The organism is Oscillospiraceae bacterium, assembly GCA_025758045.1.
In the GTDB taxonomy this organism is placed as follows: Bacteria; Bacillota; Clostridia; order Oscillospirales; family Ruminococcaceae; genus Gemmiger.
Window position 1 is genome coordinate 1,872,932 of sequence record CP107208.1, and the last position, 22,976, is coordinate 1,895,907.

Here is a 22,976-nt window from a genome sequence, read left to right on the forward strand (position 1 = left end):
CGGCTGGTGCTGTTATACTTTAGGGGGGCGGTGTTTCATCAACGCTGACGGTAAAGATTACGGTGCCGGTATCTTGTGCCCCCGGACTATGTGACACGGGTTTTCCCCGAAATGCTCTTGAAGAACGGTTTCCGCCCGATTCGCTATCACGACCTCCGCCACTCCTGCGCCAGCTTGCTTATCAAGAACAAAGTCACAATGAAAGAGGTACAGATGTGGCTGGGACATTCCAGCTTTTCCACCACGGCCAATATTTATGCCCACATTGACGTGGATAGCAAAATGGAGGCTGCGAACATGATTGCAAGCAAAATCAATCTTGGCGAACTCCCCGAAAAAAAGAAATCTCCCAAGCAAAAAATCGCTTAGGAGAAAACTCCGTTGGTCGAACTTGTCCGCCAAAACCAACGGAAAATAAATCCGTTTTGTCTGCCAAACAAAAAATACCTAAGCGGTAAAAACCACTTAGGTACGATTGGTGCCGGTGATGGGGGTCGAACCCATACGGTGTCACCACCAACGGATTTTGAGTCCGTCTCGTCTGCCAATTCCAACACACCGGCACAGGAAACTATATTATTATACCTGCTCCCTGCAAAAAAGTCAAGCGGGCAGGTGGAAGTTGGCGTATTTTTTTGCAGGACCAGTTGTTTTTTAGGCCCTGGGCGTGTATAATTTATCCTGTATAATTTTGTTCAAAATGTGAGGAATGTCTATGCTTTCCGACCCGCAGATCCATTATCTGGATAACGCCGCCACCACCCGCGTGGACCCCGCCGTGACCGAGGTCATCCACGATGCTTTGGTGGAACTCTGGGCCAACCCCAGCAGCCTGTACGACCCCGCCGTGGCCGCGCAGGACGGTATCGAAACGGCCCGCGCCCGCATTGCCAAAACGCTGCACTGCCGCAGCGATGAAATTTACTTCACGGCCTGCGGGTCGGAGAGCAACAACATGGCCATCTACGGTGCCGCGATGCCCCGCCGCCACTGGGGCAATAAGATCGTCGTCACCGGCTTCGAGCATCCCAGCGTGCAGCTGCCGATCCGCGCTTTAAAAGAGGAAGGCTTCACCGTCGTGGAAATCGCCCCGGAGCGGGACGGTCATATCGACACCGAGAAATTCCTCGCTGCTGTGGATAAAAACACCGTCCTGGCCGCCTGCATGGCCGTCAACAACGAGACCGGCGCACGTCAGGACATTGCTGCCCTGGCCAAGGGCATCAAGGCTAAAAACAGCCGCACCCACTTCCATGTAGACGCGGTGCAGGCCTGGCTGCGCATCCCCATCGACCTGCAAAAGTGGCCCGGCGTGGACACGCTGTCCGTTTCCGGCCACAAGATCCACGCCCCCAAGGGCATCGGCGCACTCTTCGTGCGGGACAGCCAGCGCCAGACGCTGCACCCGCCCTACGTTGGCGGCCATCAGGAGCGCGGCATGCGCCCCGGCACCGAGAACACGCCCTATATCGTGGGCCTGGGCCTGGCGGCTGCCAAAGGCGCCCAGCGCCTGCGCACCAAGGACGACCACCTGCATGCCCTGAATCGGCAGCTGCGCACCGGCCTGGCCGAGCTGCCCGGCATCACGCTGAATTCCCCCGATGACGCCGTGGATGAGGTGGTCAACTTCTCCACCGGCTGCATCAACAGCCAGACCTTCATCAACTACCTCAACGGGCGGCTGGTGTTCGTCTCCGGCGGCAGCGCCTGCGATAAGGGCGAGCCCAGCCACACCCTGCAAGCCATGGGCTGCGATGACCTGACCATCCGCACCGCGCTGCGTGTCAGCTTCTGCGCCGACAACACCCCCGAGGACGTGGACGCCCTGCTGGACGGCCTGCGCGCCGGCCTGCGCGAACTGCAGCACATTTAAATGTAAAAGCGTAACACCCACCAACGAAAGGCGTTTTTGTATAATGAAAGAGATCATCCTAGCATACCAGGGCGAAATGACCCTGAAAGGTCTGAACCGCGGCAAGTTTGAAGCACGCCTGTCCAAGATCATCCGCTGGCGGCTGGAGCCGCTGGGCAAGTTCAAAGTCTACCAGGCCCAGAGCACCGTTTTTATCGAGCCGAAGGAAGAGGGCCTGGACATGGACGAGGCCTTCCGCCGCGTCTCCCACGTGTTCGGCATCGTCAAGATGAGCCGCGCGGTGGAGTGCCCCAAGGACTTCGACGCCATCTGCGAGACCGCCGAAGCTTACCTGGGCGAGACGCTGCGGGGCATCCGCACCTTTAAGGTGGAAGCCAAGCGCGCCGACAAGACCTACCCGATGAAGAGTCCCGAGATCTGCCGCGAGCTGGGCGCTTATCTGCTGGACAAGCACCACCACCTGCGGGTGGATGTGCACAACCCTCAGCTGGAAGTCATGGTTGAGATCCGCGACCACTCCGCCTACGTCCACGGCCCCAAGGTGGAAGCCGCCGGTGGCCTGCCGGTAGGTACCAGCGGCCGTGCGCTGAACCTGCTCTCCGGTGGTATCGACAGCCCCGTCGCCGCCTGGTGCATGGCCCGCCGCGGCCTGGCGCTGCATCACATCCACTTTGCCAGTCCGCCCTACACCAGCCTGCGCGCCAAGCTGAAGGTACGCGACCTGGCCCGGGAACTGGTGGAGTACACCGGCAACTGCACGCTCTTCGTCGTGCCCTACACCAAGCCGCAGGAGTATATCCGAGATAATGCCCCCGACGTGCTGTTCACCGTGCTGATGCGCCGCAGCATGCTGCGCATCGCCAACCGTGTGGCCGCCAAGCTGGAACTGCAGGCCCTTATCACCGGCGAGAGCCTGGCCCAGGTGGCCAGCCAGACGATGGCGGCCCTGGCCTGCACCGACGCCGCCCAGGATCTGCCCGTGCTGCGCCCCTGCATCGGCATGGACAAGACCGAGATCATCGCTATTTCGCGCAAGATCGGCACCTTTGAGACGTCCATCGAACCTTACGAGGATTGCTGCACCATCTTCACCCCGCCGCACCCCAAGACCAGCCCCACCATGGAGGAAATTTTGGCGGCTGAGGCGGGTATGCCCGACCTGCTGGCGCTGGAAGCGGAAGCTGCTGAAAATGTCGAGAAAATTTACATCCGTATGGGTGGGGAAGAGGATGATCTGCTGTGACCGCTGAAATCATCTGCGTTGGCACCGAGCTGCTGCTGGGCGACATTTTAAACACCAATGCGCAGTTTTTAAGCCGCGAACTGGCCGAGCTGGGCATCAGCGTGCTGCACCAGCACGTCATCGGCGATAACCCCGCCCGCCTGCGGGAGCTGGTGACCCAGGCTAAAAGCCGCAGCGACCTGCTCATCTTCTCCGGCGGCTTAGGCCCTACCGAGGACGACCTGACCAAGGAGACAGTGGCCGAGGTCTTTGGCGATACGCTGCATTTTGACGAGACCGAGTGGGACAAAATTCTGGCTTTCTTTGCCCGGACAAATCGCCGCCCCACCGAGAATAACCGCAAGCAGGCCATGGTGCCGACAAACGGCCGCAAGATCATCAACGACCACGGCACCGCCCCCGGCGCCTGGTTTGAGGATGCCCAGGGCCACTGCGCCGCCCTGATGCCCGGCGTGCCCCGGGAGATGAAGGCCATGTGGCTGGAGCAGGTGCGCCCGCTGCTGCTGGCCCGCCAGAACTGCACCATCCACAGCCACACGCTTCGGGTGCTGGGCGGCGAGAGCGCCATCGCCAGCAAGGTGGCCCCGCTGTTTGAAAGCACCAACCCCACTGCCGCCATCTACTGCAAGACCGGCGAGTGTGAAATTCGCGTAACTGCGCGGGAAACAACCCCCAAAGCCGCCGAGGCCGCCTGCCGCGAACGGCTGGAGGAGTTCCGCCGGATTTTGGGCGATGCCGCCTATGATGTGGACGTGCCTGCGCTGGAATACACTGTCGTGCGCGTGCTGCGGGAAAAAGGCCTGCATGCCGCCACGGCTGAAAGCTGCACCGGCGGCATGATCGCCGAGCGGCTGACCAATGTGCCCGGCTCCAGCGAGGTGTTTGGCTACGGCTTTGTCACCTATGCCGAGGCCGCCAAGCAAAAGCTGTTGGGCGTCCCGGCAGAGACGATTGCACAGTACAACGTGGTTTCCGGCCCCGTGGCTGCAGCCATGGCCTTTGGTGCGGCGAAAGAATCCGGCGCGGAGCTGGCCGTGGGTATCACCGGCCTGGCCGGTCCCGGCGGAGAACTGCCCGACAAGCCGGTGGGCACGGTCTACCTGGCTGGCGCCGACGCCCGCACCAACACGGGCTGCCTCATGCGGCTGACCTTGGGCGGCTATCGCGAGCGCAGTGTCATCCGCGCCCGCGCCGCCATGTACGCGTTGGATATGCTGCGCCGCATGGCGCTGGGTCTGCCTGTGCCGGACAGCCTGGCCATCACCCCTGATACCCCGGCAGACACAATGGATATTTGACAGGGGAGCGCCCCTGAAGTAGAGGTTCAACATGGTAAACACAGAACTGAGAATTTTGCGCGTCTTCGGCCCCACGGCGGCGGAAGTTTCGGCGGTGCTGCGTCAGGCACGGGCCGATGGCTGCCCCGGCCTGCGCCTGCTGGAACGGGACGGCGAGTTTGCCGTCTGCGTGCAGGTCAGTGCGCCCAACCGCGCCATGGCCGAGCAGTACTGCGAAAAATGGGTGCAGCGCCTGCGCGCCAAATTTGGCGATGATGTGTTTGCCACTGGCGAGACCAGCCTGGCCCAGGCCACGCTGGACACCCTGCTGGAAAAGCGCAAGCTGCTGGTGGCGGCGGATGAAACTACGGGCCGTTTGGTTGGTGCGCTGCTGCAGCCGCTGCCCCACAGCGAAGCTGTGTTTGACTTTGGCACCGAAAGCTACGCTGACCCCGAAAAGCAAAAGCAGATCACGGTGCCGTCCCAGCTGTTGAAAAAATTCCCCGGCGATGTGGTGCAGGCCGCCGCAGGCCGCGCCCTGGCCGCCATGCAGGCCGCCGGGGCGGACTTTGCCGCCGTGTACATGCCCGCTACCGTGGGCCAGTGCCCCTTTGTGCTGATCTGCGATAACCACGGTGCTGCCGCCTGCGCGCTGCCGCCGGATCTGAACGATGCCACCATCGGCAACCAAATCTTGGACCTGCTGCGCCGCCGCGTGCTGGGGCTGCGGCTGACCGATTCCTGCATCATCTTCCGCCCTGGGCGGGAGCGGCCGCTGCTGATCGTGTCCGAGGCCGGGCGTGAGCGGGGCAACACGGTGCGGTTCTCGCTGCGCCGCCGCACACCGCCCACCACCGAGCCGGACCGCACGGCAGACTTTGAGCCGATGCTGGACTTTGACACCGCCGAACCGGTGGCCCCGCCTCAACCCGAGCCGCCTGCCCCGGCAGCAGAAACCGCTGTGGGCGCCACCCGCCACCTGAATGTGGGCCGCACCCACACCGCACCCCCGACAGTGTCCGAACCCACCGGTACCATCCGGTTTGAATCGGAGCTGGACGAGGAAAACGAGGCAGCCCCCGCCGCGGCTGCAAACACTACCGACCCGCTGGACATCCGCACCGCCGGCCCAGAAGCCGCCCGTACCGCCCGCAGTCTGCGGGTGAACCGCCGTGCCCCGGCCCCCGAAGTGGACGGTGAACCGTTTGCCGCCCCCGAAGCCGAGTTGCCCAGCACCAGCGGCCATACCATCCGCCGCAGCCCGGCGCCGTCCATTCTGGACGATGATGTGCCGGATTTCTCGGCAGAGCTTGACCCCGAGGCCCTGGCTGCTGCCCAGGCGGCGGACGAAGCCGATGCCGCCGCAGGCCGCGCCACCAGCGCCGAGGACTTTACCAAAGCCGCCAGCCGCCTGTTTGATGACAACGACAGCGACGACACAGATACGGCCCCGCCGCCGCGCCGCCGCCATGGGGACAAGCCCGGCGCGGAAAACAGCATCCGCAGCCACAGCCTTGCCATGATCGAAAAGAGCGAGAAGCGCCGCCGCCGTATGGTCATCACCGTGCTGGTGGTGCTGACGCTGGTCATCGTGGGCGGCGCAGTGGCGCTGTGGTGGTTCTTTAGCAATGACCTGGGTGCACGCCCCGCTGCCAAGAGCTACGGCACAGCCCTGTACGACAATACTGCCGAGAGCTACTTGACCAAGGGCACCGAGAAGCTGCCCGGCGTGGTAGGCTACCTGGGCTTCCCCGGTATGGAGGGCCGCTTTGTCTACGCGGCTGATACTGCCACTGCCGAAAACGCTGACGGCGAAACTGCCCAGACCCGCTTTGCCACAGCCAGCGCGCTGAACAGCACCGCCCCCGGCAACACGGTGCTGGCCTCCACCGACGCCCTGCTCACCCCGCTTACCACTGAGGAGGGCATCAAGGCCAACAGCGGCTTTACCCTCTACCTGCCGGGCCACGCCTACCGCTTTAAGGTGCTGGCCGTTTACTACTACGACCCCGCCGAGCAGGGCGACGGTGCTTTCGACCTCTACGGCAGCACCGACCTGTCCAGCTATTACGATTACCTCCGCTTCGTGGCGGGCATCCAGGCCCGCAGCCTGTGGGATACCGAGGTGGAAGTGGGGGACGCATCCCGCTTCCTGACCCTGACCGCCCCCAGCGAGGACGCGGGCGTGCGGCTCTGCGTCACCGGCCGCCTCATCGAGGACGGCGAGGCCGAGGTGCTCAACGCATCGGCCATCACGGCGGCGGATGACCCGCTGCTGACTGCCGTGCAGTACCAGAGTAAAAACCAGCCGATGCCCACCGTCAGCGCCCTGCTGGGTGCCAGCATCGACCGCTACGCCAAGCAAAGTGCCGCTACTGCCGCCAACCGCGGCAGCAGCCAGACGGCCAGCGACAGCGCTGACACCAGCACCGACCTGAGCCAGGCCGCCAGCGAGATGCAGCAGCGCACTGACGCGCTGATTGCCAGCGCTGACAAGCTGATGGCAGGCCTGACCGATGTGGCAGGCTCGGCCAACGCCACCGAGACCGACCTGAACAAGGGCGCTGAAGGCACCCTGCCCGAGCAGACTGTGACGGTGGACCAGATCGCCAACGCCAACCCCACGCCCGCCCCGGCGGACAGCACCGCCGACGGCAGCGACAGCACCGAAAACGGTGGTACCACGCCGGATACGCCGGACAACAGCGGCGACAACAACACCAACAATGGAGGCACCAGCACCGAGGGCGAGACCATCAATGTAACGATGAACGGCACCGCCCAGACGATGGACCTGGTGCGCTGCCTGGCCATGGTGGCCCAGAACGAGCTTGGCTCCAGCGCCCCCGCCGAGGCCTACAAGGCCCAATGCGTGGCCACCCATTGCTGGATCTTGAGCCAGTCGGGCTACCCCTCCGTGCTGGGGGCCGAGCCGGGAGCTGCCGCGCTGGCCGCTGCCCAGGAGGTTGCCCACGTGCTGGTGACCTACAACGGTCAGGTCTGCTTTACGCCCTACTTCGCCTCCGCCAGCACCGGCACTGCCTCGGCTGCCGAGGTCTGGGGCAACGACCGCGCCTGGCTGCAGGCCGTGGACAGCCCCTACGACCAGCAGATCGCCACCAACTGGAACACCAACGGCAATTCCAGCGGCACGGCCCGCTTCTCCCGCCAGACCCTGCAGGATCGCATCAAAGAGGTCATGGACATCGACCTTTCCGGCGTGGACCCCAACAGCTGGTTCACCATCCAGTCCGCCAACCAATACGGCTGGGTGGCCAAGATCCAGGTCGGCCCGGATGCCAGCGTGGGCACCGTCAGCGGCCGCTGGTTCCGCGAGAACCTGCTGGCCCGCCAGAGCGTGGACGGCCGCAGCCTGCGCAGCCAGTGCTTCACGGTCAGCTACAACGCCGATCTGGACTGCTTCATCTTTGATGTGTACGGCTACGGCCACGGCTGCGGCATGAGCCAGTGGGGCGCCATCGGCTATGCCCGCAACGGCTGGAGCTACCGCGACATCCTGACCCACTACTTCGTCGGCACAACGTTGACAACCTACTAAAACAGAAAATCCCCCTGCGGAGTTTTCCGCGGGGGGATTCGTCTTGTTGAAAACTTTACGCGCCGGCCCGGGGCGCGAAGGAGACCGCCGCCAGGTACAAAAAGTACAGCACCAGGCAGGCCGCACCCTGCCAGCGGTGCAGGCGACGGCGCAGTAGCGGCTCGGCTAGCAGCACCAGCGCCATGGCAGCCAAAATGGGCACCTCATAGGCGCGGAACTGTGCGCCCACCGGCAGGCGGTGGCGGTACATCAAGCTGGAAATAGGCAGCGCCAGCGTTAAATTTAGAATGGCACTGTTCAACAGCTGGATGGGCAGCGTGTCAGCAGGGTAGAAGCGGCAGCGGGTGTCGAACCGCTTCCAAATCGAGCCGAAGGGGTGCCCCAGTGCTTCTGCCAGCAGGGGCAGGCAGAAGCCAAAGCTTATGAGCGTCGCCGCCCACAAGGCTTGAATGGTACCGGTCAAATTGGCAATGGTGGTGGCACTGTACACCAGCGCCCGCGCCCCGACGGCCAGCAGCGCCAGCCCACCCACTACACCGGCCAGGTTTTTCAGCGAGTTGCGCAGGTTCATCACGGGGAAGGCCATTGTGCGGGCGGTGTAGCCGTAATCCTGCGCCGGGGGGATGGCGGTGCAGCCGCCGGTAGAGATCGGTTCGTACCGCTCGCCATAAATAAACTGGTGCTGGTAGACGATACTGGACAAAACAAAGATGACGAACAGCAGCATCAGCAGTCCGGTGCCGGTGTAGCTTAGGGTGCCATCCCGCACAAACAGGGCGATGACCCCGCAGGAAAGCGCCAGCAGCAGGCATTTGCGGCAAAACTCCTGCCGGTCGGCCACCACAGGCTGGCCGTTGCCGCCCAGCAGGCAGAGTGCCAGCGCCAGCCCTACATTGGTAACGGCACCGGCCAGCGCCGTGCCTACCGCCAGGCCGGTGATGCCCATGCCGGCGGCCAGCAGCGCCAGCATCAGCTGGGGCAAAGCCAGGCAGAACGGCGCAATGGTGCCGCCCACTACCCACATGGGCAGGCCCAGCAGGGCACAGCACCAGGTGGTGCAGCGCCCTGCCAACCGGCTGCCGACGGCCGCCAGCAGCAGCCCCAGCATATACAGCCCCAATGTTAAAACCAGCACAGACATGATACTTTTCACCGATACAGAAAAAGCGGCGCTTTGCGGCACCGCTTTTATTTTTACGAATTAGTAGGCAACGCCCCAAACGACCATCTTCTGGGCGGGCTTGCCGCAGACGGGGCAAACGTCGCTCAGATGCTCCTGGGCAAAAGGCATGCAGCGGCTGGACAGACCAGCCTGCTCCTTCATGGCTTCCTCGCAGGCCAGGTCGCCGCACCACATCGTCTTGATAAAGCCGGTATGCTCCTTGGCAATCTGTTTGATCTCGTCCATGGTGGTGGCGCTGTAGGTGCGCTTCTCGCGGTTTTCCAGGGCGCGGTCGTACAGGTCCTTAGCCAGGGCGTCCATGGCGGCGGGGATAGCAGTGGCCAGCTCGTCAAACTTGACGAACTGCTTCTCGCGGGTGTCACGGCGGACCAGCACGCACTGGCCGTTCTCGATGTCGCGGGGTCCGACTTCCAGGCGCACGGGCACGCCCTTCATCTCCCACTGGGCAAACTTCCAGCCGGGCTGCTTGTCGCTGTCGTCCAGCTTCACGCGGGCATACTTGCCGATCTCGGCAGCCAGCTCGCGGCACTTGTCCAGCACGCCGGGCTTGTGGGCGGCAACAGGCACGATGACTACCTGCACAGGGGCAATGGCAGGGGGCAGGATCAGGCCGTCGTCATCGCCGTGGGTCATGATGATCGCGCCAATCAGGCGGGTGGAAGCACCCCAGGAAGTCTGGAACGGATACTGCAGGGTGTTGTCGCGGCCGGTGAAGGTCACGTCGTAAGCGCGGCTGAACTTATCGCCAAAGTAGTGGCTGGTGCCGCTCTGCAGGGCCTTGCCGTCCTTCATCATAGCCTCGATGGTGTAGGTGGCCTCGGCGCCGGCAAACTTCTCCTTGTCGGTCTTGCGGCCCTTCAGCACGGGAATGCACAGGTCATGCTCGGCAAAGTCGGCGTAGCAGTTCAGCTGCTGCTCGGTCTCGGCCTTGGCTTCCTCGGCGGTCTCGTGGATGGTGTGGCCTTCCTGCCACCAGAACTCGCGGGTGCGCAGGAACGGACGGGTGGATTTCTCCCAGCGGACGACGCTGCACCACTGGTTGTACAGCATGGGCAGGTCGCGGTAGGAGTGCAGCACATGGCTGAAATGGTCGCAGAACATGGTCTCGCTGGTGGGGCGCACAGCCAGGCGCTCTTCCAGCGGGTCGCTGCCGCCGGCGGTGACCCAGGCAACCTCGGGGGCAAAGCCGTTGACCAGCTCGCCCTCTTTCTTCAGCAGGCTTTCGGGGATCAGCACGGGCATAGCCACGTTCTCGTGGCCGGTAGCCTTAAAACGGCTGTCCAGGTTCTTCTGGATGTTCTCCCAGATGGCGTAGCCATAGGGGCGCAGCACCACAAAGCCCTTTACGCTGGAGTACTCGACCAGTTCGGCCTTGGTGCAGATGTCAGTGTACCACTGGGCAAAGTCGACCTCCTGTGCGGTGATCGCTTCGACCATTTTTTTCTTATCGTTTGCCATTTTATCCTCACACTTTTCTTAACGAAACTTAATGATTTTACATTCTGTCCTCGAGATAGTTTACCACGTCGCCGACGGTGTGGAAAGTCTCGATGTCCTCATCGGGGATCTCCACGCCGAACTCGTCAGACAGGGTGGTGATCATATCGATGACGTCCAGGCTGTCCGCGCCGAAATCGTTGACAATGTCGCTGTCCGGGGTGATCTTTTCAGGTTCAACTTCCAGCTGGTCAGCCAGATAATCACGAATACGTGCAAAAACTTCGGAATCCATACGATAACTCCTTTAAAACAGATATTCATTTATTATATAGCCTATTACCGGGGGGTTGTCAAGGATTATTTTTCCTTTTCACCCTGTGCCCCCGGCAGCAGGGTTACAATATCCCGCAGCAGCACCAGCGGGTTCTCACCTTTTTGCACCCGCAGGCTGAAATACGGCCGTCCCAGCGCGTTATACAGCACGCGGTGGGGGTACTGGTCCATCAGTGGGGCCAGCTGCTTTGGGCCCACGATGTCGGAGTACAAAATCAGCTGGTCGCTCCGCTGCACGATCTCGGCAATGCCTACGCGGGCGGCGGTCACGCGGATCAGCGATACATCGACCAGCCCCTGCACACTCTTGGGCGGGCTGCCGTAACGGTCGATGAGTTCATCAATGACATCATCCGCGTCGGCGGTGGTCTCAATGGCCGCAATGCGCTTGTAGGCTTCGATGCGGCCTGCGGCATCGGGGATGTAATCCTCAGGCAGGAAAGCGTCCACCGTGATGTCGATGAGGCAATCGCTCTTGTCCGGCGCGGGGGTCTCGCCACGGGCGGCGGAGATGGCCTGGCTCAGCATCTTTACATACAGGTCGTAGCCGACCGACTCCATATGCCCGTGCTGGCTGTGGCCCAGCAGACTGCCCGCGCCGCGAATCTGCAAGTCGCGCATCGCAATGCGGAAGCCGGAGCCGAAGGAGGTAAACTCCCGGATGGCGGAAAGCCGCTTGGCGGCGACCTCGGTCAGCACCTTGTCGCGGGTGAAGGTAAAGTAGGCATAGGCCTTGCGGGACGAGCGCCCCACGCGGCCGCGGATCTGGTACAACTGGCTTAAACCCATGCGGTCGGCATTTTCAATGATAAGCGTGTTGCAGTTGCGCACGTCGACGCCGGTCTCGATCAGCGTGGTGCAGACCAAAATGTCAATTTCATTGTCCAGCAATTGCTGCCACACCGAGGAAATCTGCTCCTCGGTCATCTTGCCGTGGGCGATGCCTATGCGTGCGCCCGGCACCATCTTGCCTACGCGGGCAGCACATTCCTCGATAGTGTCCACGCGGTTGTGCAGGTAGTAGACCTGCCCGCCGCGGGCCAGTTCCTTGCGGATGGCCTCGGCCACGATGCCCTCGTCGTACTCCAGCACGTAGGTTTCCACGGGCTGGCGCTCAAAGGGCGGCTGCTCCAGTGTGGACATATCCCGGATGCCGGACAGCGCCATGTTCAGTGTGCGGGGGATGGGCGTGGCCGACAGCGTGAGCATATCCACGCCGATGAAAGCCTCTTTCAGCTTCTCCTTGTGCTTGACGCCGAAGCGCTGCTCCTCGTCGATGATGACCAGCCCCAGATCATGGAACTTTACATCGTTGGACAGCAGCCGGTGGGTGCCGATAACGATGTCTACTGTGCCGTCTTTTAGGCCGCGCAGCGTCTCTTTCTGCTCCTTGGCACTGCGATAGCGGGAGAGCAGCCCGATGCGCACGGGAAATGCCTCCATGCGGGCAATGGCGGTATTGAAATGCTGCCAAGCCAAAATGGTGGTGGGAGCCAGAATGGCGCACTGCTTGCCGCCCATCACGCACTTGAACGCCGCGCGCAGAGCAACCTCGGTCTTGCCAAAGCCCACGTCGCCGCACAGCAGCCGGTCCATGGGCCAGGGCTCTTCCATATCGTGCTTGATGTCGGCGGCGCAGGCCAGCTGGTCGGGGGTCTCATCGTAGGCGAAGCGCTGCTCAAAATCCCCCTGCCAGGTGTCGTCGGGCGGGAAAGCGTGACCCTTGGCCTGCTTGCGGCGGGCGTAGAGTTCGATCAGCTCTTTCGCCATCTGCTCCGTGGCGGCCTTGACCTTTTTGCGGGTCTTGGCCCAGTCGCTGCCGCCCAGGCGGGACAGTTTCACGTTGTCGCTGTCGTTGGGGGCGGTGTAGCGGGACAGCAGGTCCAGCTGGGTGACCGGGACGTAGAGCACGTCCTTTTTGTCGTACTCGATGCGCAGATAATCCTTGGTGACGCCCTGCACGGCCATCCGCTGGATGCCCGCATAGCGGCCGATGCCGTGGTTCTGGTGTACCACCAGGTCGCCCACAGCAATTTCGCTTAAACTGTTCAGCGCGTCTTTATTGCGCTTTTTCTTTTTCTGGGTGCTGCTGATGCCAAACGCCCGCGCCGTGAACAGCGCGTACTTGGCAAAGGGTACGCTGCACCCGGCGGAAAGCTGCCCCGGCAGCACCTGCACCAGCCCTGCGCCGGGGGCGGCGTCCGGGTCCGTGGTGACCAGCAGCCCCTTGGTGCGCAGGTCGGCGGCCAGGCCCGCGGCGGCACGCTGGGTGCCCGCCAATACGGTGACGGCTGCGCCGCCGTTGCAAAGCGGCTGCAGATCCTCCAAAAGGCTGGTCACCTCGCCGCCCCAGGCGGGCAGCGTGTGGGCGGGCGCGTTGACGATGTCCTTCAGTGGAATGTCCGGCATGCTGCGGGCAAAGTTCTCAGCGCAGATCGTGCGGCGGTTCGCGGCCTGTGCCCAGAGGTAGCCATTCTCGGCGTACAGATTGTCCAGCCCGGCGGCCAGCACGCCATCCTGCAAAAGGGCAGAAATTTCCTCGCCACGACGGTAGGTGGTGGCGCGCTCAGCCTCCCGTAAGGAGGCCGGTTCCTCCAGCACCAGCAGCGGATCATCGAAATAATCCAGCAGTGTGGCGGGCTGTGGATAGCGCACCGCGAGATATTTGTCCATATTCACAGGCAGAGCACCGCCGTCCAGCTGGGCCAGCTCGGTGGCCAGGCAGGCCTCTAAGGCAGTGCGCTTTTTGCCGCGAAATTTTTTGATGAAGGCCCGCAGCAGCTCGGCAGCTTCGGCAGGGGAACCAAACAGCACCTCCCGCGCGGGGCTGACGTAAATTTTTTCGATGGGGTCCTCACGGCGCTGGGTGGCCAGGTCGAAGGTGTGCATCGTGTCAATCTCGTCGCCCCAAAATTCCATACGCACGGGCAGCTTCATATCCGGGGCGTACAGGTCTACAATGTCGCCGCGGATGGAGAACTGGCCCGGCCCGTCCACCTGGGCGCGGCGGGCGTACCCGGCGTTGTACAACAACGCGGTCAGCTCGGTGCGGGGCACGGTGTCGCCTAGGTGCAGGGTGCGGGTGTTGTTACAAAACTCGGCGCGGGGCGTGGTATACTGGGTCAGCCCCTCGTCCGGCACACAGACGGCCTGCAGCCGCCCACCCACGATGTCGCCCAGCACGCTCAGGCGGCGGTACTCATACTCGCGGGCCGTGCCTTCAATGGGGCGCAGCACGTAATCTCGGGCAGGGAAAACGGCGGTGGGGATGCCCAGGGCGTTCAGGTCCCCGGCAAAGCGAGTGGCCTCAGCCTCACCGGGGGTCACGATGCAGAGAAAGCGCCCGGTCTCCTTCGCCAGCGCGGCGTAGACCATCGCCCGGCCGGAACCGGGTAAACCGAATAAGGCGCATGCCCCCGGTGCGGAGAGCGCATGCGCCAGTTTTTCATATTCGGCTGTTTTAGCAAAAAGTGAAGAAAACAGCATAGTTACAATGATTTTATAAGGTTACTGGTTCAGGAACTCGACCTTCAGCCAGCCGTACTGGCCGCCTACCTGCACGACCACCCAGCTGCCGTCGCTGTTGGTGCCCAGGGCGGTCACGGCGGTGCCGGCGGGTACGCTGGTCACCTTGTCAAAGTTGGTGCCGGGGCCGGCGCGCAGGTTCATGCTGGCATCGGCGGTGGTGGTGTAGCTGGGCTGCTCGCCCTCAGCAAACACGGTGGTGGGCTGCTCGGCCAGGCCGTCAAAGTTGGCCGGGGTCGGCTCCGGGGTGGGCTCCGGCGTCGGTTCGGGGGTGGGCTCCGGCTCGGTAGATTCCACAGGCTCGGTAGATTCGGGAGTATCGGCCTCCACGCTGTCGCTTGCGGAGGGCAGGCTGTCGGCATTGGAGCTTGCCGAAGAAGACGTGCCGTCCAGCTTGCCGGTGATCAGCAAAAAGGAAAACACGATGGTGGCGGCCAGCATGATAACGCAGATCACGATGCGGATCAGGGCTTGTTTACGAAGTTTGCTCATGGTGTACATCCCCTTAATGGTTGAACTTGTTCTGAGCGTATTGCAGGTTGCCGTCCATCAGCAGCTTGCAGGCGTCCTCAATGTCCGGGTAGCGGTCGGTCATGGCCTTGCGGTCCGCGGGGGGCAGCTTGCCCAGCACCCAGGCGGCCAGGTCGTACTGCGGGTTTGGCTTGGCGCCGATGCCAATGCGGATGCGGCTGAAATTCTCGGTGCCCAGGCTGGCGATGATGCTTTTCAGCCCGTTATGGCCGCCCGCCGAGCCGTGGGGTCGGATACGCAGGTGGCCCGGCTCCTGGGTGATGTCGTCGCACAGTACGATGACGTGGTCGGCGGGGATCTTATAAAAGTTGGCGGCGGGGGCAATGCTCTGGCCGCTCAGATTCATATAGGTCAGCGGCTTCAGCAGCACGACCTTGTGGTCGCCCACCTGGGCGGTGCCGTACAGGCCCTGCCACTTGGCTTTGGCAATGTCGCAGTGCCACTGCGCAGCCAGATAATCCAGCGCCTCAAACCCGGCGTTGTGGCGGGTGCCATCATATTTCGGTTCAGGGTTGCCCAGCCCGGCGATCAGCCAGTCCGCCCCGGAGGTCATTCCTAACATTTTAATTCCTTTACTTGTTCTTTTTGTCGGCTTCCAATTTCTGTTTTTTTGCGATGTACTTTTGCAGCTTGTTCTCGCCCCAGTTGTCGATTTCGGTCTGCTTGGCGCGCTCGATGCTCAGGGCACCGGCGGGCACATCGTGGCCGATGGTGGAACCGGCGGCGGTGAAGGCATGATCGCCCACGGTGACGGGGGCCACCAGGTTGGTGTTGCAGCCGATGAAGGCATAGTCGCCGATGGTGGTGTGGTACTTGCCCTCGCCGTCGTAGTTGCAGGTGACGGTGCCGCAGCCAAAGTTGCAGTACTTGCCCACGGTGGCATCGCCGATGTAGGTCAGATGGCTGACGGTGTTGCCCTCGGCAAAGTCGGCGTTCTTGGTCTCGACGTAAGCGCCCAGGTGGCAGCCCTCGGCGGTCTTGGTGCCGGTGCGCACATGGGTGAAGGGACCGATCTTGTTGTTGGGACCGATGTGGCTCTCGTAGCACTGGCTGGCGTTGATGGTGGTGCCGGCCTCGACGACGGTATCCTCCAGCAGGGTGTTGGGGCCGATAACGCAGTTCTCGGCAATCACGGTCTTGCCGCGCAGGATGCACCCGGGCAGGATGACCGTGCCGGGGGTGATGATGACCTCCGGCTCGATATAGACGTTATCGCTGATGAATTCCACGCCGTTATCCAGGTGGCGCTCAAAGGTGGCGGCATAGCGCTGCCGGGCCAGCTCAAATTTCTCTTTGGCAGTAGACATAGGGAGATATGCCCTCCTTACTATACGTTTATAATATGCTGCCCGTAATTGGGGCAGGGGACAGGTTTACGGATATTTCTATTGTACCCCACCCGAAAGGATTTCGCAAGGTGGTTGAGAAAGTTTTGCAACTGCGGAAAGGCCCCCTCTGCGAGGGGACTCCCGCGAAGCGGGTGGGGGAGAGTCCTTACCTAGCGGCATTTTATGAAAATGTCTCTCCCTCAGTCAGCTTCGCTGACAGCGCTCCCCCTCTGGCACTTCATGCCACCTCCCCCGTATCGGGGGAGTCTGTCTCGCAGAGGGAGCCTCTTAAGTGACAGCTATTTTTAACTTGCTTGTAGGGGCCGATGTGTAAAGCATACCGTGCCCTGATTAGTGTACAAAAACCGACCGATAAATCCCGACTGTTTTTGTATGATATTGACGAAGTGTGTGACTTTCCTGCTTCAGAACTTGCAATTCCTATAAAAATGGTATAGTATACATGAGTAGAGCAAATACTGCCTGCCGGGGGCATTTTTCCCCGGTGATTCACTTGGAGGTGTTTTTCCATGAGCAGCCCGCTGCTGGAAGTTAAAGATTTACAGGTCACTGTCGGTGAGGAAAACAAAGTCCTTCTCGACGGCTTGAACCTTACCGTGAACCCCGGCGAGACCCACGTTCTGATGGGCCACAACGGTGCCGGCAAGTCCACTTTGATGAGCGCCCTGATGGGCGATCCCCGTTACAACGTTACCCGCGGCCAGATCATCTTCCGCGGCCAGGACATCACCCACGAGACCGCCGATGTCCGCGCCCGCGCCGGTATGTTCCTGTCCTTCCAGACGCCGGAGGAAATCCCCGGCATCACGCTGGAAAGCTTCCTGCGCACTGCGCAGGCTGCCGTTACCGGTAAGCCCGTCAAGGTCATGAAGTTCCGCCACGAGCTGGCCGCCCAGATGGAAGCTCTGAACATGGATCCCGCCTACGCCGACCGTTACCTCAACGTCGGCTTCTCCGGCGGCGAGAAGAAGAAGGCGGAGATCCTGCAGCTGCTGATGCTCAAGCCCGCTTTGGCCCTGCTGGACGAGACCGACTCCGGCCTGGACGTCGACGCCGTCAAGACCGTGGCCAACGGCATCAAGGCTTACCACAACGACACCAATGCCCTCATCATCATCACCCACAACGCCAAAATTCTGGAAGGCCTGCAGGTCGACTACGTCCACGTGCTGGACGACGCCCGCATCGTGCGCACCGGCAACGGCGAACTGGTGAGCGAGATCATCGAGGAAGGCTTTGCCGCCCTGAAGGAGGACGAAGCCAAATGAGAGCCTTTGAAACTGAAAAGACCGACGTCGCCGAAGTAGACCGCAGCATTTACGACATCAAAGATGCGGCCAACGCGGCGTTCGAGGTCAGCTCCGGCCTGACGCCGGAGATCGTGGAAAAGATCAGTGAGGAAAAGCACGACCCGGAATGGATGCGCATCTTCCGCCTGAAAGCACTGGAAACCTACAACAAGATGCCGGTGCAGAACTGGGGGCCCTCCATCGCCGGCCTGGACATGAGCAACATCGTCACCTACGTGCGCCCCAATACCGAGATGCGCGGCAAGTGGAGCGAAGTGCCCGACGACATCAAGAACACCTTTGAGCGTCTGGGTATCCCCCAGGCCGAGCGTGCCAGCCTGGCCGGTGTCGGCGCCCAATATGACTCCGAGGTCGTCTACCACAACGTCAAGGCCGAAGTGGCCGCCCAGGGCGTTGTGTATACCGATATGGAAAGCGCCCTCACCGGCCCCTATGCCGAGATGGTGCGCAAGCATTTCATGAAGCTGGTGCCGCCTACCGACCATAAGTTCGCGGCCCTGCACGGCGCTGTGTGGAGCGGCGGCTCCTTTGTCTACGTCCCGGCGGGCGTACATGTGGAGATTCCGCTGCAGTCTTATTTCCGCCTGAACGCCCCCGGCGCCGGCCAGTTTGAGCATACCCTCATCATCGTGGATAAGGGCGCTTACCTGCACTTTATCGAGGGCTGCTCGGCCCCCAAATACAACGTGGCCAACCTCCACGCAGGCTGCGTGGAGATCTTCGTCGGCGAGGGTGCCCGCGTGCGCTACTCCACCATCGAGAACTGGTCCAAGAACATGTACAACCTGAACACCAAGCGCGCCAAGGTGGAAAAGGGCGGCACCATTGAGTGGGTCTCCGGCTCCTTCGGCAGCCACACCAGCTGCCTGTACCCCATGAGCATCCTGCAGGGTGAGGGTGCCCGCATGGAGTTCACCGGCATCACCTTCGCCGGTGCGGGCCAGGACCTGGATACCGGTGCAAAGGTCGTCCACGCTGCCCCCCACACCACCAGCCACATTTCCACCAAGAGCATCGCCCGCGACGGCGGCATCTCCAACTTCCGTTCGTCTGTCGTGGTGCTGCCGGGGGCCGATGGCAGCAAGTCCAGCGTCAGCTGCGAATCCCTGATGCTGGATGACCGCAGCCGCTCTGATACCATCCCCGAAATGGACATCCGCTGCGACGCCGTGGACGTGGGCCACGAGGCCAAGATCGGCCGCATCAGCGAGGATGCCATCTTCTACCTGATGAGCCGCGGCATCTCCGAGGAGGACGCCCGGGCGCTGATCGTCGGCGGCTTTGCCGAGCCTATCGCCAAGGAACTGCCGCTGGAATACGCCGTGGAAATGAACAACCTCATCCATCTTGAGATGAAGGGCAGCATTGGCTGAGAGGGGAGGAGCATAGCATGAATATGAACATGAACCGCCTGCCGGTGCCTACCTGGAACCACCTGGGCGTAAACTTTGCCCCGGATAAGGCCGCCCTGCCGCAGGTCCCCGCCAATGGCTGGGGAACTGCCGCTGCCACCGCCGCCGTGCCTGCGGGCATCCGCACCAACGGCCCGGAGACTGAAATCTTCGAGACCTTTACCGAGTCCGGAATGGGCGTCGCCGCCGATGCCTTCCTGGCCGCCAACGCCAACGTGAAAGAGCATCTCGCCGTGGGCGAGGGCACTGCCATCGAGACGCCCGCCGTCTTTGAGGTAAAGCTGGACGAGGCCCACCCCTGCGCGCTGAGCTGCCTGACCATCGACGCCGCCAAGGACAGCAGCCTGACCGTCGTGCAGGTGCTGCGCGGCGATGCCGAGGACGGCGTGGCCGCTTCTCTCGTGCGCATCAACGCCGCCGAGGGCGCCCACGTGAAACTGGTACAGGTGCAGCTGATGGGCAACAACGCCCGCCGCTGGGGCGCTGTTGCCATCCAGCAGGCCGCCAGTTCCCGGGTGGAGCAGGTGCGCATCGAGCTGGGCGGCAAGGTCTCCGTCTGCGGCACCCGCACGTTGCAGGACCACAACAAGAGCGAGTACGACCTGGACGCCGTCTACTTCGGACGCGACAATGACGTGCTGGATTACAACGATGTCTCCGTCCAGATCGGCAAAGATACCCTGTGCGAGATGCACACCGCCGGTGTCCTGACCGGTAATGCCGACAAGATCCTGCGCGGTACGGTGGATTTCCGTCGCGGCGCCAAGCGCGGTGTGGGCCACGAGAGCGAGGACGTGCTGATGTTCAGCCCTACGGCCCGCAACCGTACCGCCCCGCTGATCCTGTGCGGTGAGGAGGAAGTAGAGGGCCAGCACGCCGCCAGTGTGGGACGCCTGGATGAGGGCAAACTCTACTACCTGCGTTCCCGCGGCCTGAGCGAGAGCCAGGCGCGCCGCCTGATGGTGGACGCCCGCTTTGCCCCGGCTATTGAGAAGATCCCGCTGGAAGAGCTGCGCACCGAGGTGCGCGAAACTGTTGCACGGAGGCTTGATGATGAACAACTGGACGGCTGATTTCCCGATCCTGGCGGCCGATGAGAACGGCAACCGCCTGGTTTATCTGGACAGTGCCGCCACCACCCAGCACCCCAAGCAGGTGCTGGACGCCGTGGTGAACTACTATAATAAGGATAACGCCAACCCCCATCGCGGCGTGTACGAGCTGGCCATGCGTGCCACCGACGCCCACGAGGGTGCTCGCCACACCGTAGCCAAGTTCTTTAACGCCAAGGATGACGAGATCGTCTTTACCCAGAACACCACCGAGGCACTGAACCTGGTGGCCTACAGCTACGGCATGCACTTTCTGCATGAGGGCGATGAAATCGTCATCTCGGTGGCTGAGCATCACTCCAACCTGGTGCCCTGGCAGCGCGTGGCCGAAACCACCGGCGCAAAGCTGGTGTATATGTACCCCGGTAAGGACGGCCGCCTGACGCTGGACGAACTGGATAAGAAAATTACCGCCAAGACCAAGCTGGTCGGCATTGCAATGGTCTCCAATGTGCTGGGCCTGCGCGCCCCCGTGGAGGAGATCGTCAAGCGCGCCCACGCCGTGGGCGCTGTGGTGGTGCTGGACTGCGCCCAGAGCGCACCCCACACCCCTGTAGACGTGAAGAAGCTGGACGTGGATTTCGCAGCCTGCTCCGCTCACAAGCTGTACGCCCCCATGGGCATGGGCTCCCTGTACGCCCGCGCCGAGCTGCTGGAGAAGATGCCCCCGTTCCTGAGCGGCGGCGATATGATTGGTGCTGTGCATGAGCACAAGGCCACCTGGGCCGAAGGCCCCCGCAAGTTCGAGGCCGGTACCCGCAACGTCGGCGGCGAGGTCGGCTTTGCCGCCGCCATCGAGTATATGAACAACATCGGCTGGGAGGCTATGGAAGCCCACGAGTATATGCTGCTGAACCGTATGCTGTCCGGCATGCGTGCCATGCCCTGGCTGACCGTTTACGGCGAGCCGGTGGCCGATGGCCGCTACGGCGTCGTCAGCTTCAACGTCAACGATGTGCATCCCCACGATGTGGCGACCATTCTGGATGCGGGCGGCGTAGCCGTGCGCGCCGGTCACCACTGCGCCCAGCCTTTGATGGAGTACCTGGGCATCGGCAGCTGCTGCCGCGCCAGCGTGGCAATCTACAACACCGCCGAGGATGTGGATGCCCTGCTGGAAAATCTTGAAAATGTACGAAAGGTGATGGGCCTGTGAACCTGAACGAACTGTATACCCAGATCATTACCGAGAACAGCCGCAGCAAAGAAAACCGCCATCCCGTGCCGGGTGCCACCCACAGCCTGGAGGGCGTCAACCCCAGCTGCGGCGATGACATCACCCTGCAGCTGCGGGTGAAGGATGGCAAGATCGAGGATGCCGGCTTCATCGGCAGCGGATGCGCCATCTCCCAGGCATCGGCTTCGCTGATGATCGACCTAGTCAAAGGCCGCACGGTCGAGGATGCCCGCCGCCTGATCTCCCTCTATTTCCAGATGATCAAGGGCAAGATCACCCCCGAAGAACTGGACGACCTTGAGGACGTGGCCGCCCTGCAGGGCATCGCCCACGTGCCCGCCCGCGTAAAATGCGCGGTGCTGGCCTGGCACACCCTGGAGGAAGCCCTGGACGGCGAAGGCAAGACCGACAAAGTCACCACCGAGGATGCCGAGTAAATTTTTATAATGACATAAAACAAGCGGCAGAGCGTAAAAACTCTGCCGCTTGTTTTAGCTTGTGGGTAAAAAAGCGAATGTCATATGTAGGGGTCGATACTTGCATCCGCCCCTACAGCAGCCATGCGATGAGTTACTGATTTCCAAACACGCCGTTCTGGTAATCGCTTTCCGAAATCATCCAGCTCCGGTCCACCAGCCACATGCCATCCTGCCATACGGCCTGGATGGTGTAGTAATCCGTAGCGGTCTCTACCTCGCCGGTGGTGTCGTTCACGGCCTCGTAGCTGGCGGCGGCGTTCACGGTCACGGTGTTGTCGCCGTACGCAATGTGTTCGGTATCGCACACCATGTCGGACTTGTCCAGCGTAAAGGTCACCGCGCCGGTGGCCCCGCTCTTGATGCCGGCGGACAGGCTCTGGCTGTGCAGTTCGGTCACATAGCGCAGCTCGGCGGGGGCGGCGGCGTTGGCGGCACGCAGGTAGGCGCGGTAGTACACCGTCAGCATGGCGTCCAGATATTCCTCATCGGGCTTGGCGTAGCCGTCTGCCTCGCATGGCACAAAAGTGCCAAAGGCGGCGTTCTCGTTGCTGGGCTTGGACACCAGCGCCAGCGCCGTGCGGTAGCCGTCCCCCTCGGGCGAAACCACCCGCAGCAGGGTGTCGGTGCGGGTCAGGGCACTGCGGGCCATGTAGTAGCGGCCGGTGTCGCTGGTGCCGTGTGGCTGCTCTGCGCCGTCAGCCGTCAGCGTAAAGGTGATGTTGGTGGGCAGGTTGTCCAGATAAAAACGGTCGGCTTCGTCCAGCACCAGCCCGGCGGATTCCGGTGTGGTCTCGGCCGGGACCTGAACGTCTGCGGGCAGGGTGACGGGCTTGTGCAGGGCAAAGTACACGACCACCACCGCCACGGCGCAAAGCAGCACCACGGGCATCCATGGGGGCAGCCTGCGCCGTGCCGCGCCGGTTGGGCCGGACAGCGGATTGCCGCAGACCGGGCAGGTCTTGCGGTCGGGCTGGGTGATAGGCGAATTGCAGTGCGGGCAGCGTTTCATAGCAGTCCCCTCCTTTTTTACGTTGGCCGATGCCGCAAACTTTGCACAGCATGGCTGTTTGTACCCCGAGTATATCGACCGAGAGATGCTTTGTCAACCGTCTTTTTTGGAAAAAACACACGGGCACGGGCGTATAAATTTGCCCCGCAGACGGGTGGTGTGAT

Annotated in this window: 18 protein-coding genes and 1 tRNA gene; 10 read left to right on the forward strand and 9 right to left on the reverse strand. The window is 62.3% G+C overall.

The genetic code is table 11. The features are described from left to right. Positions 1 to 111 precede the first annotated feature (111 nt). On the forward strand, positions 112 to 369 hold the full coding sequence (locus tag OGM81_08740) for a tyrosine-type recombinase/integrase (protein ID UYJ42428.1): 258 nt from the start codon (positions 112 to 114) through the stop codon (positions 367 to 369). A 107-nt stretch (positions 370 to 476) separates the two neighbouring features. Here the strand turns inward: OGM81_08740 and OGM81_08745 are convergent. Continuing rightward, positions 477 to 563, reverse strand: a tRNA-Leu gene (locus OGM81_08745). A 152-nt stretch (positions 564 to 715) separates the two neighbouring features. Here OGM81_08745 and OGM81_08750 point away from each other — a divergent pair. From OGM81_08750 to OGM81_08765, 4 genes are read left to right on the forward strand one after another with little or no spacing between them, the layout of a single operon-like run. Further along, positions 716 to 1,873, forward strand: a complete 1,158-nt coding sequence (locus tag OGM81_08750) for a cysteine desulfurase (protein UYJ42429.1) — start codon at positions 716 to 718, stop codon at positions 1,871 to 1,873. Positions 1,874 to 1,916: 43 nt separating this feature from the next. Then, on the forward strand, positions 1,917 to 3,116 hold the full coding sequence (gene thiI, locus OGM81_08755; GenBank protein ID UYJ42430.1) for a tRNA 4-thiouridine(8) synthase ThiI: 1,200 nt from the start codon (positions 1,917 to 1,919) through the stop codon (positions 3,114 to 3,116). After that, entirely contained in the window at positions 3,113 to 4,414 is a 1,302-nt protein-coding gene (locus OGM81_08760; GenBank protein ID UYJ42431.1) for a competence/damage-inducible protein A, read from the forward strand. The genes thiI and OGM81_08760 overlap by 4 nt, the downstream gene beginning before the upstream one ends. Before the next feature lie 31 nt (positions 4,415 to 4,445). Continuing rightward, positions 4,446 to 7,952: a SpoIID/LytB domain-containing protein gene (locus OGM81_08765; protein ID UYJ42432.1), complete on the forward strand. Its 3,507-nt coding sequence runs from the start codon at positions 4,446 to 4,448 to the stop codon at positions 7,950 to 7,952. A 55-nt stretch (positions 7,953 to 8,007) separates the two neighbouring features. Here OGM81_08765 and OGM81_08770 read toward each other — a convergent pair whose 3' ends face one another. The 7 genes from OGM81_08770 to OGM81_08800 all read right to left on the reverse strand — a co-directional run bounded on the left by OGM81_08770 (position 8,008) and on the right by OGM81_08800 (position 16,271). Further along, positions 8,008 to 9,093: a hypothetical protein gene (locus OGM81_08770; protein UYJ42433.1), complete on the reverse strand. Its 1,086-nt coding sequence runs from the start codon at positions 9,091 to 9,093 to the stop codon at positions 8,008 to 8,010. A 60-nt stretch (positions 9,094 to 9,153) separates the two neighbouring features. Continuing rightward, positions 9,154 to 10,593 (reverse strand): proline--tRNA ligase, encoded by a 1,440-nt coding sequence (gene proS, locus OGM81_08775; protein UYJ42434.1) that lies wholly within the window; start codon positions 10,591 to 10,593, stop codon positions 9,154 to 9,156. Between the two features lie 37 nt (positions 10,594 to 10,630). Beyond that, a complete protein-coding gene (gene acpP, locus OGM81_08780) occupies positions 10,631 to 10,867 on the reverse strand; it encodes an acyl carrier protein (protein UYJ42435.1) in 237 nt (78 codons plus the stop codon). Positions 10,868 to 10,932: 65 nt separating this feature from the next. Beyond that, positions 10,933 to 14,283, reverse strand: coding sequence for a transcription-repair coupling factor (mfd, locus tag OGM81_08785; GenBank protein ID UYJ42436.1), 3,351 nt, complete (start codon positions 14,281 to 14,283; stop codon positions 10,933 to 10,935). 132 nt (positions 14,284 to 14,415) lie between these two features. Further along, positions 14,416 to 14,925, reverse strand: a complete 510-nt coding sequence (locus OGM81_08790) for an SH3 domain-containing protein (GenBank protein UYJ42437.1) — start codon at positions 14,923 to 14,925, stop codon at positions 14,416 to 14,418. Positions 14,926 to 14,938: 13 nt separating this feature from the next. Further along, positions 14,939 to 15,526, reverse strand: a complete 588-nt coding sequence (gene pth / locus OGM81_08795; protein UYJ42438.1) for an aminoacyl-tRNA hydrolase — start codon at positions 15,524 to 15,526, stop codon at positions 14,939 to 14,941. Positions 15,527 to 15,536: 10 nt separating this feature from the next. Beyond that, a complete protein-coding gene (locus OGM81_08800; GenBank protein UYJ42439.1) occupies positions 15,537 to 16,271 on the reverse strand; it encodes a UDP-N-acetylglucosamine diphosphorylase in 735 nt (244 codons plus the stop codon). 551 nt (positions 16,272 to 16,822) lie between these two features. Between OGM81_08800 and sufC the strand changes: the two genes are divergently transcribed. Genes sufC through OGM81_08825 form a run of 5 tightly spaced genes read left to right on the forward strand, consistent with a single transcriptional unit; the run spans position 16,823 to position 21,761 of the window. After that, positions 16,823 to 17,581 carry a Fe-S cluster assembly ATPase SufC gene (gene sufC / locus OGM81_08805; protein ID UYJ42440.1) on the forward strand — a complete coding sequence of 253 codons (759 nt, stop codon included), beginning with the start codon at positions 16,823 to 16,825 and terminating at the stop codon, positions 17,579 to 17,581. Then, positions 17,578 to 18,996, forward strand: coding sequence for a Fe-S cluster assembly protein SufB (gene sufB, locus OGM81_08810; protein ID UYJ42441.1), 1,419 nt, complete (start codon positions 17,578 to 17,580; stop codon positions 18,994 to 18,996). Before sufC ends, sufB begins: the two co-directional genes overlap by 4 nt. 17 nt (positions 18,997 to 19,013) lie before the next feature. Continuing rightward, a complete protein-coding gene (locus tag OGM81_08815) occupies positions 19,014 to 20,108 on the forward strand; it encodes a SufD family Fe-S cluster assembly protein (GenBank protein ID UYJ42442.1) in 1,095 nt (364 codons plus the stop codon). Beyond that, positions 20,086 to 21,303 carry a SufS family cysteine desulfurase gene (locus OGM81_08820; protein UYJ42443.1) on the forward strand — a complete coding sequence of 406 codons (1,218 nt, stop codon included), beginning with the start codon at positions 20,086 to 20,088 and terminating at the stop codon, positions 21,301 to 21,303. The genes OGM81_08815 and OGM81_08820 overlap by 23 nt, the downstream gene beginning before the upstream one ends. Then, entirely contained in the window at positions 21,300 to 21,761 is a 462-nt protein-coding gene (locus OGM81_08825; protein UYJ42444.1) for an SUF system NifU family Fe-S cluster assembly protein, read from the forward strand. Before OGM81_08820 ends, OGM81_08825 begins: the two co-directional genes overlap by 4 nt. Positions 21,762 to 21,894: 133 nt before the next feature. Here OGM81_08825 and OGM81_08830 read toward each other — a convergent pair whose 3' ends face one another. Beyond that, entirely contained in the window at positions 21,895 to 22,812 is a 918-nt protein-coding gene (locus OGM81_08830) for a hypothetical protein (GenBank protein UYJ42445.1), read from the reverse strand. Positions 22,813 to 22,976: the final 164 nt, after the last annotated feature.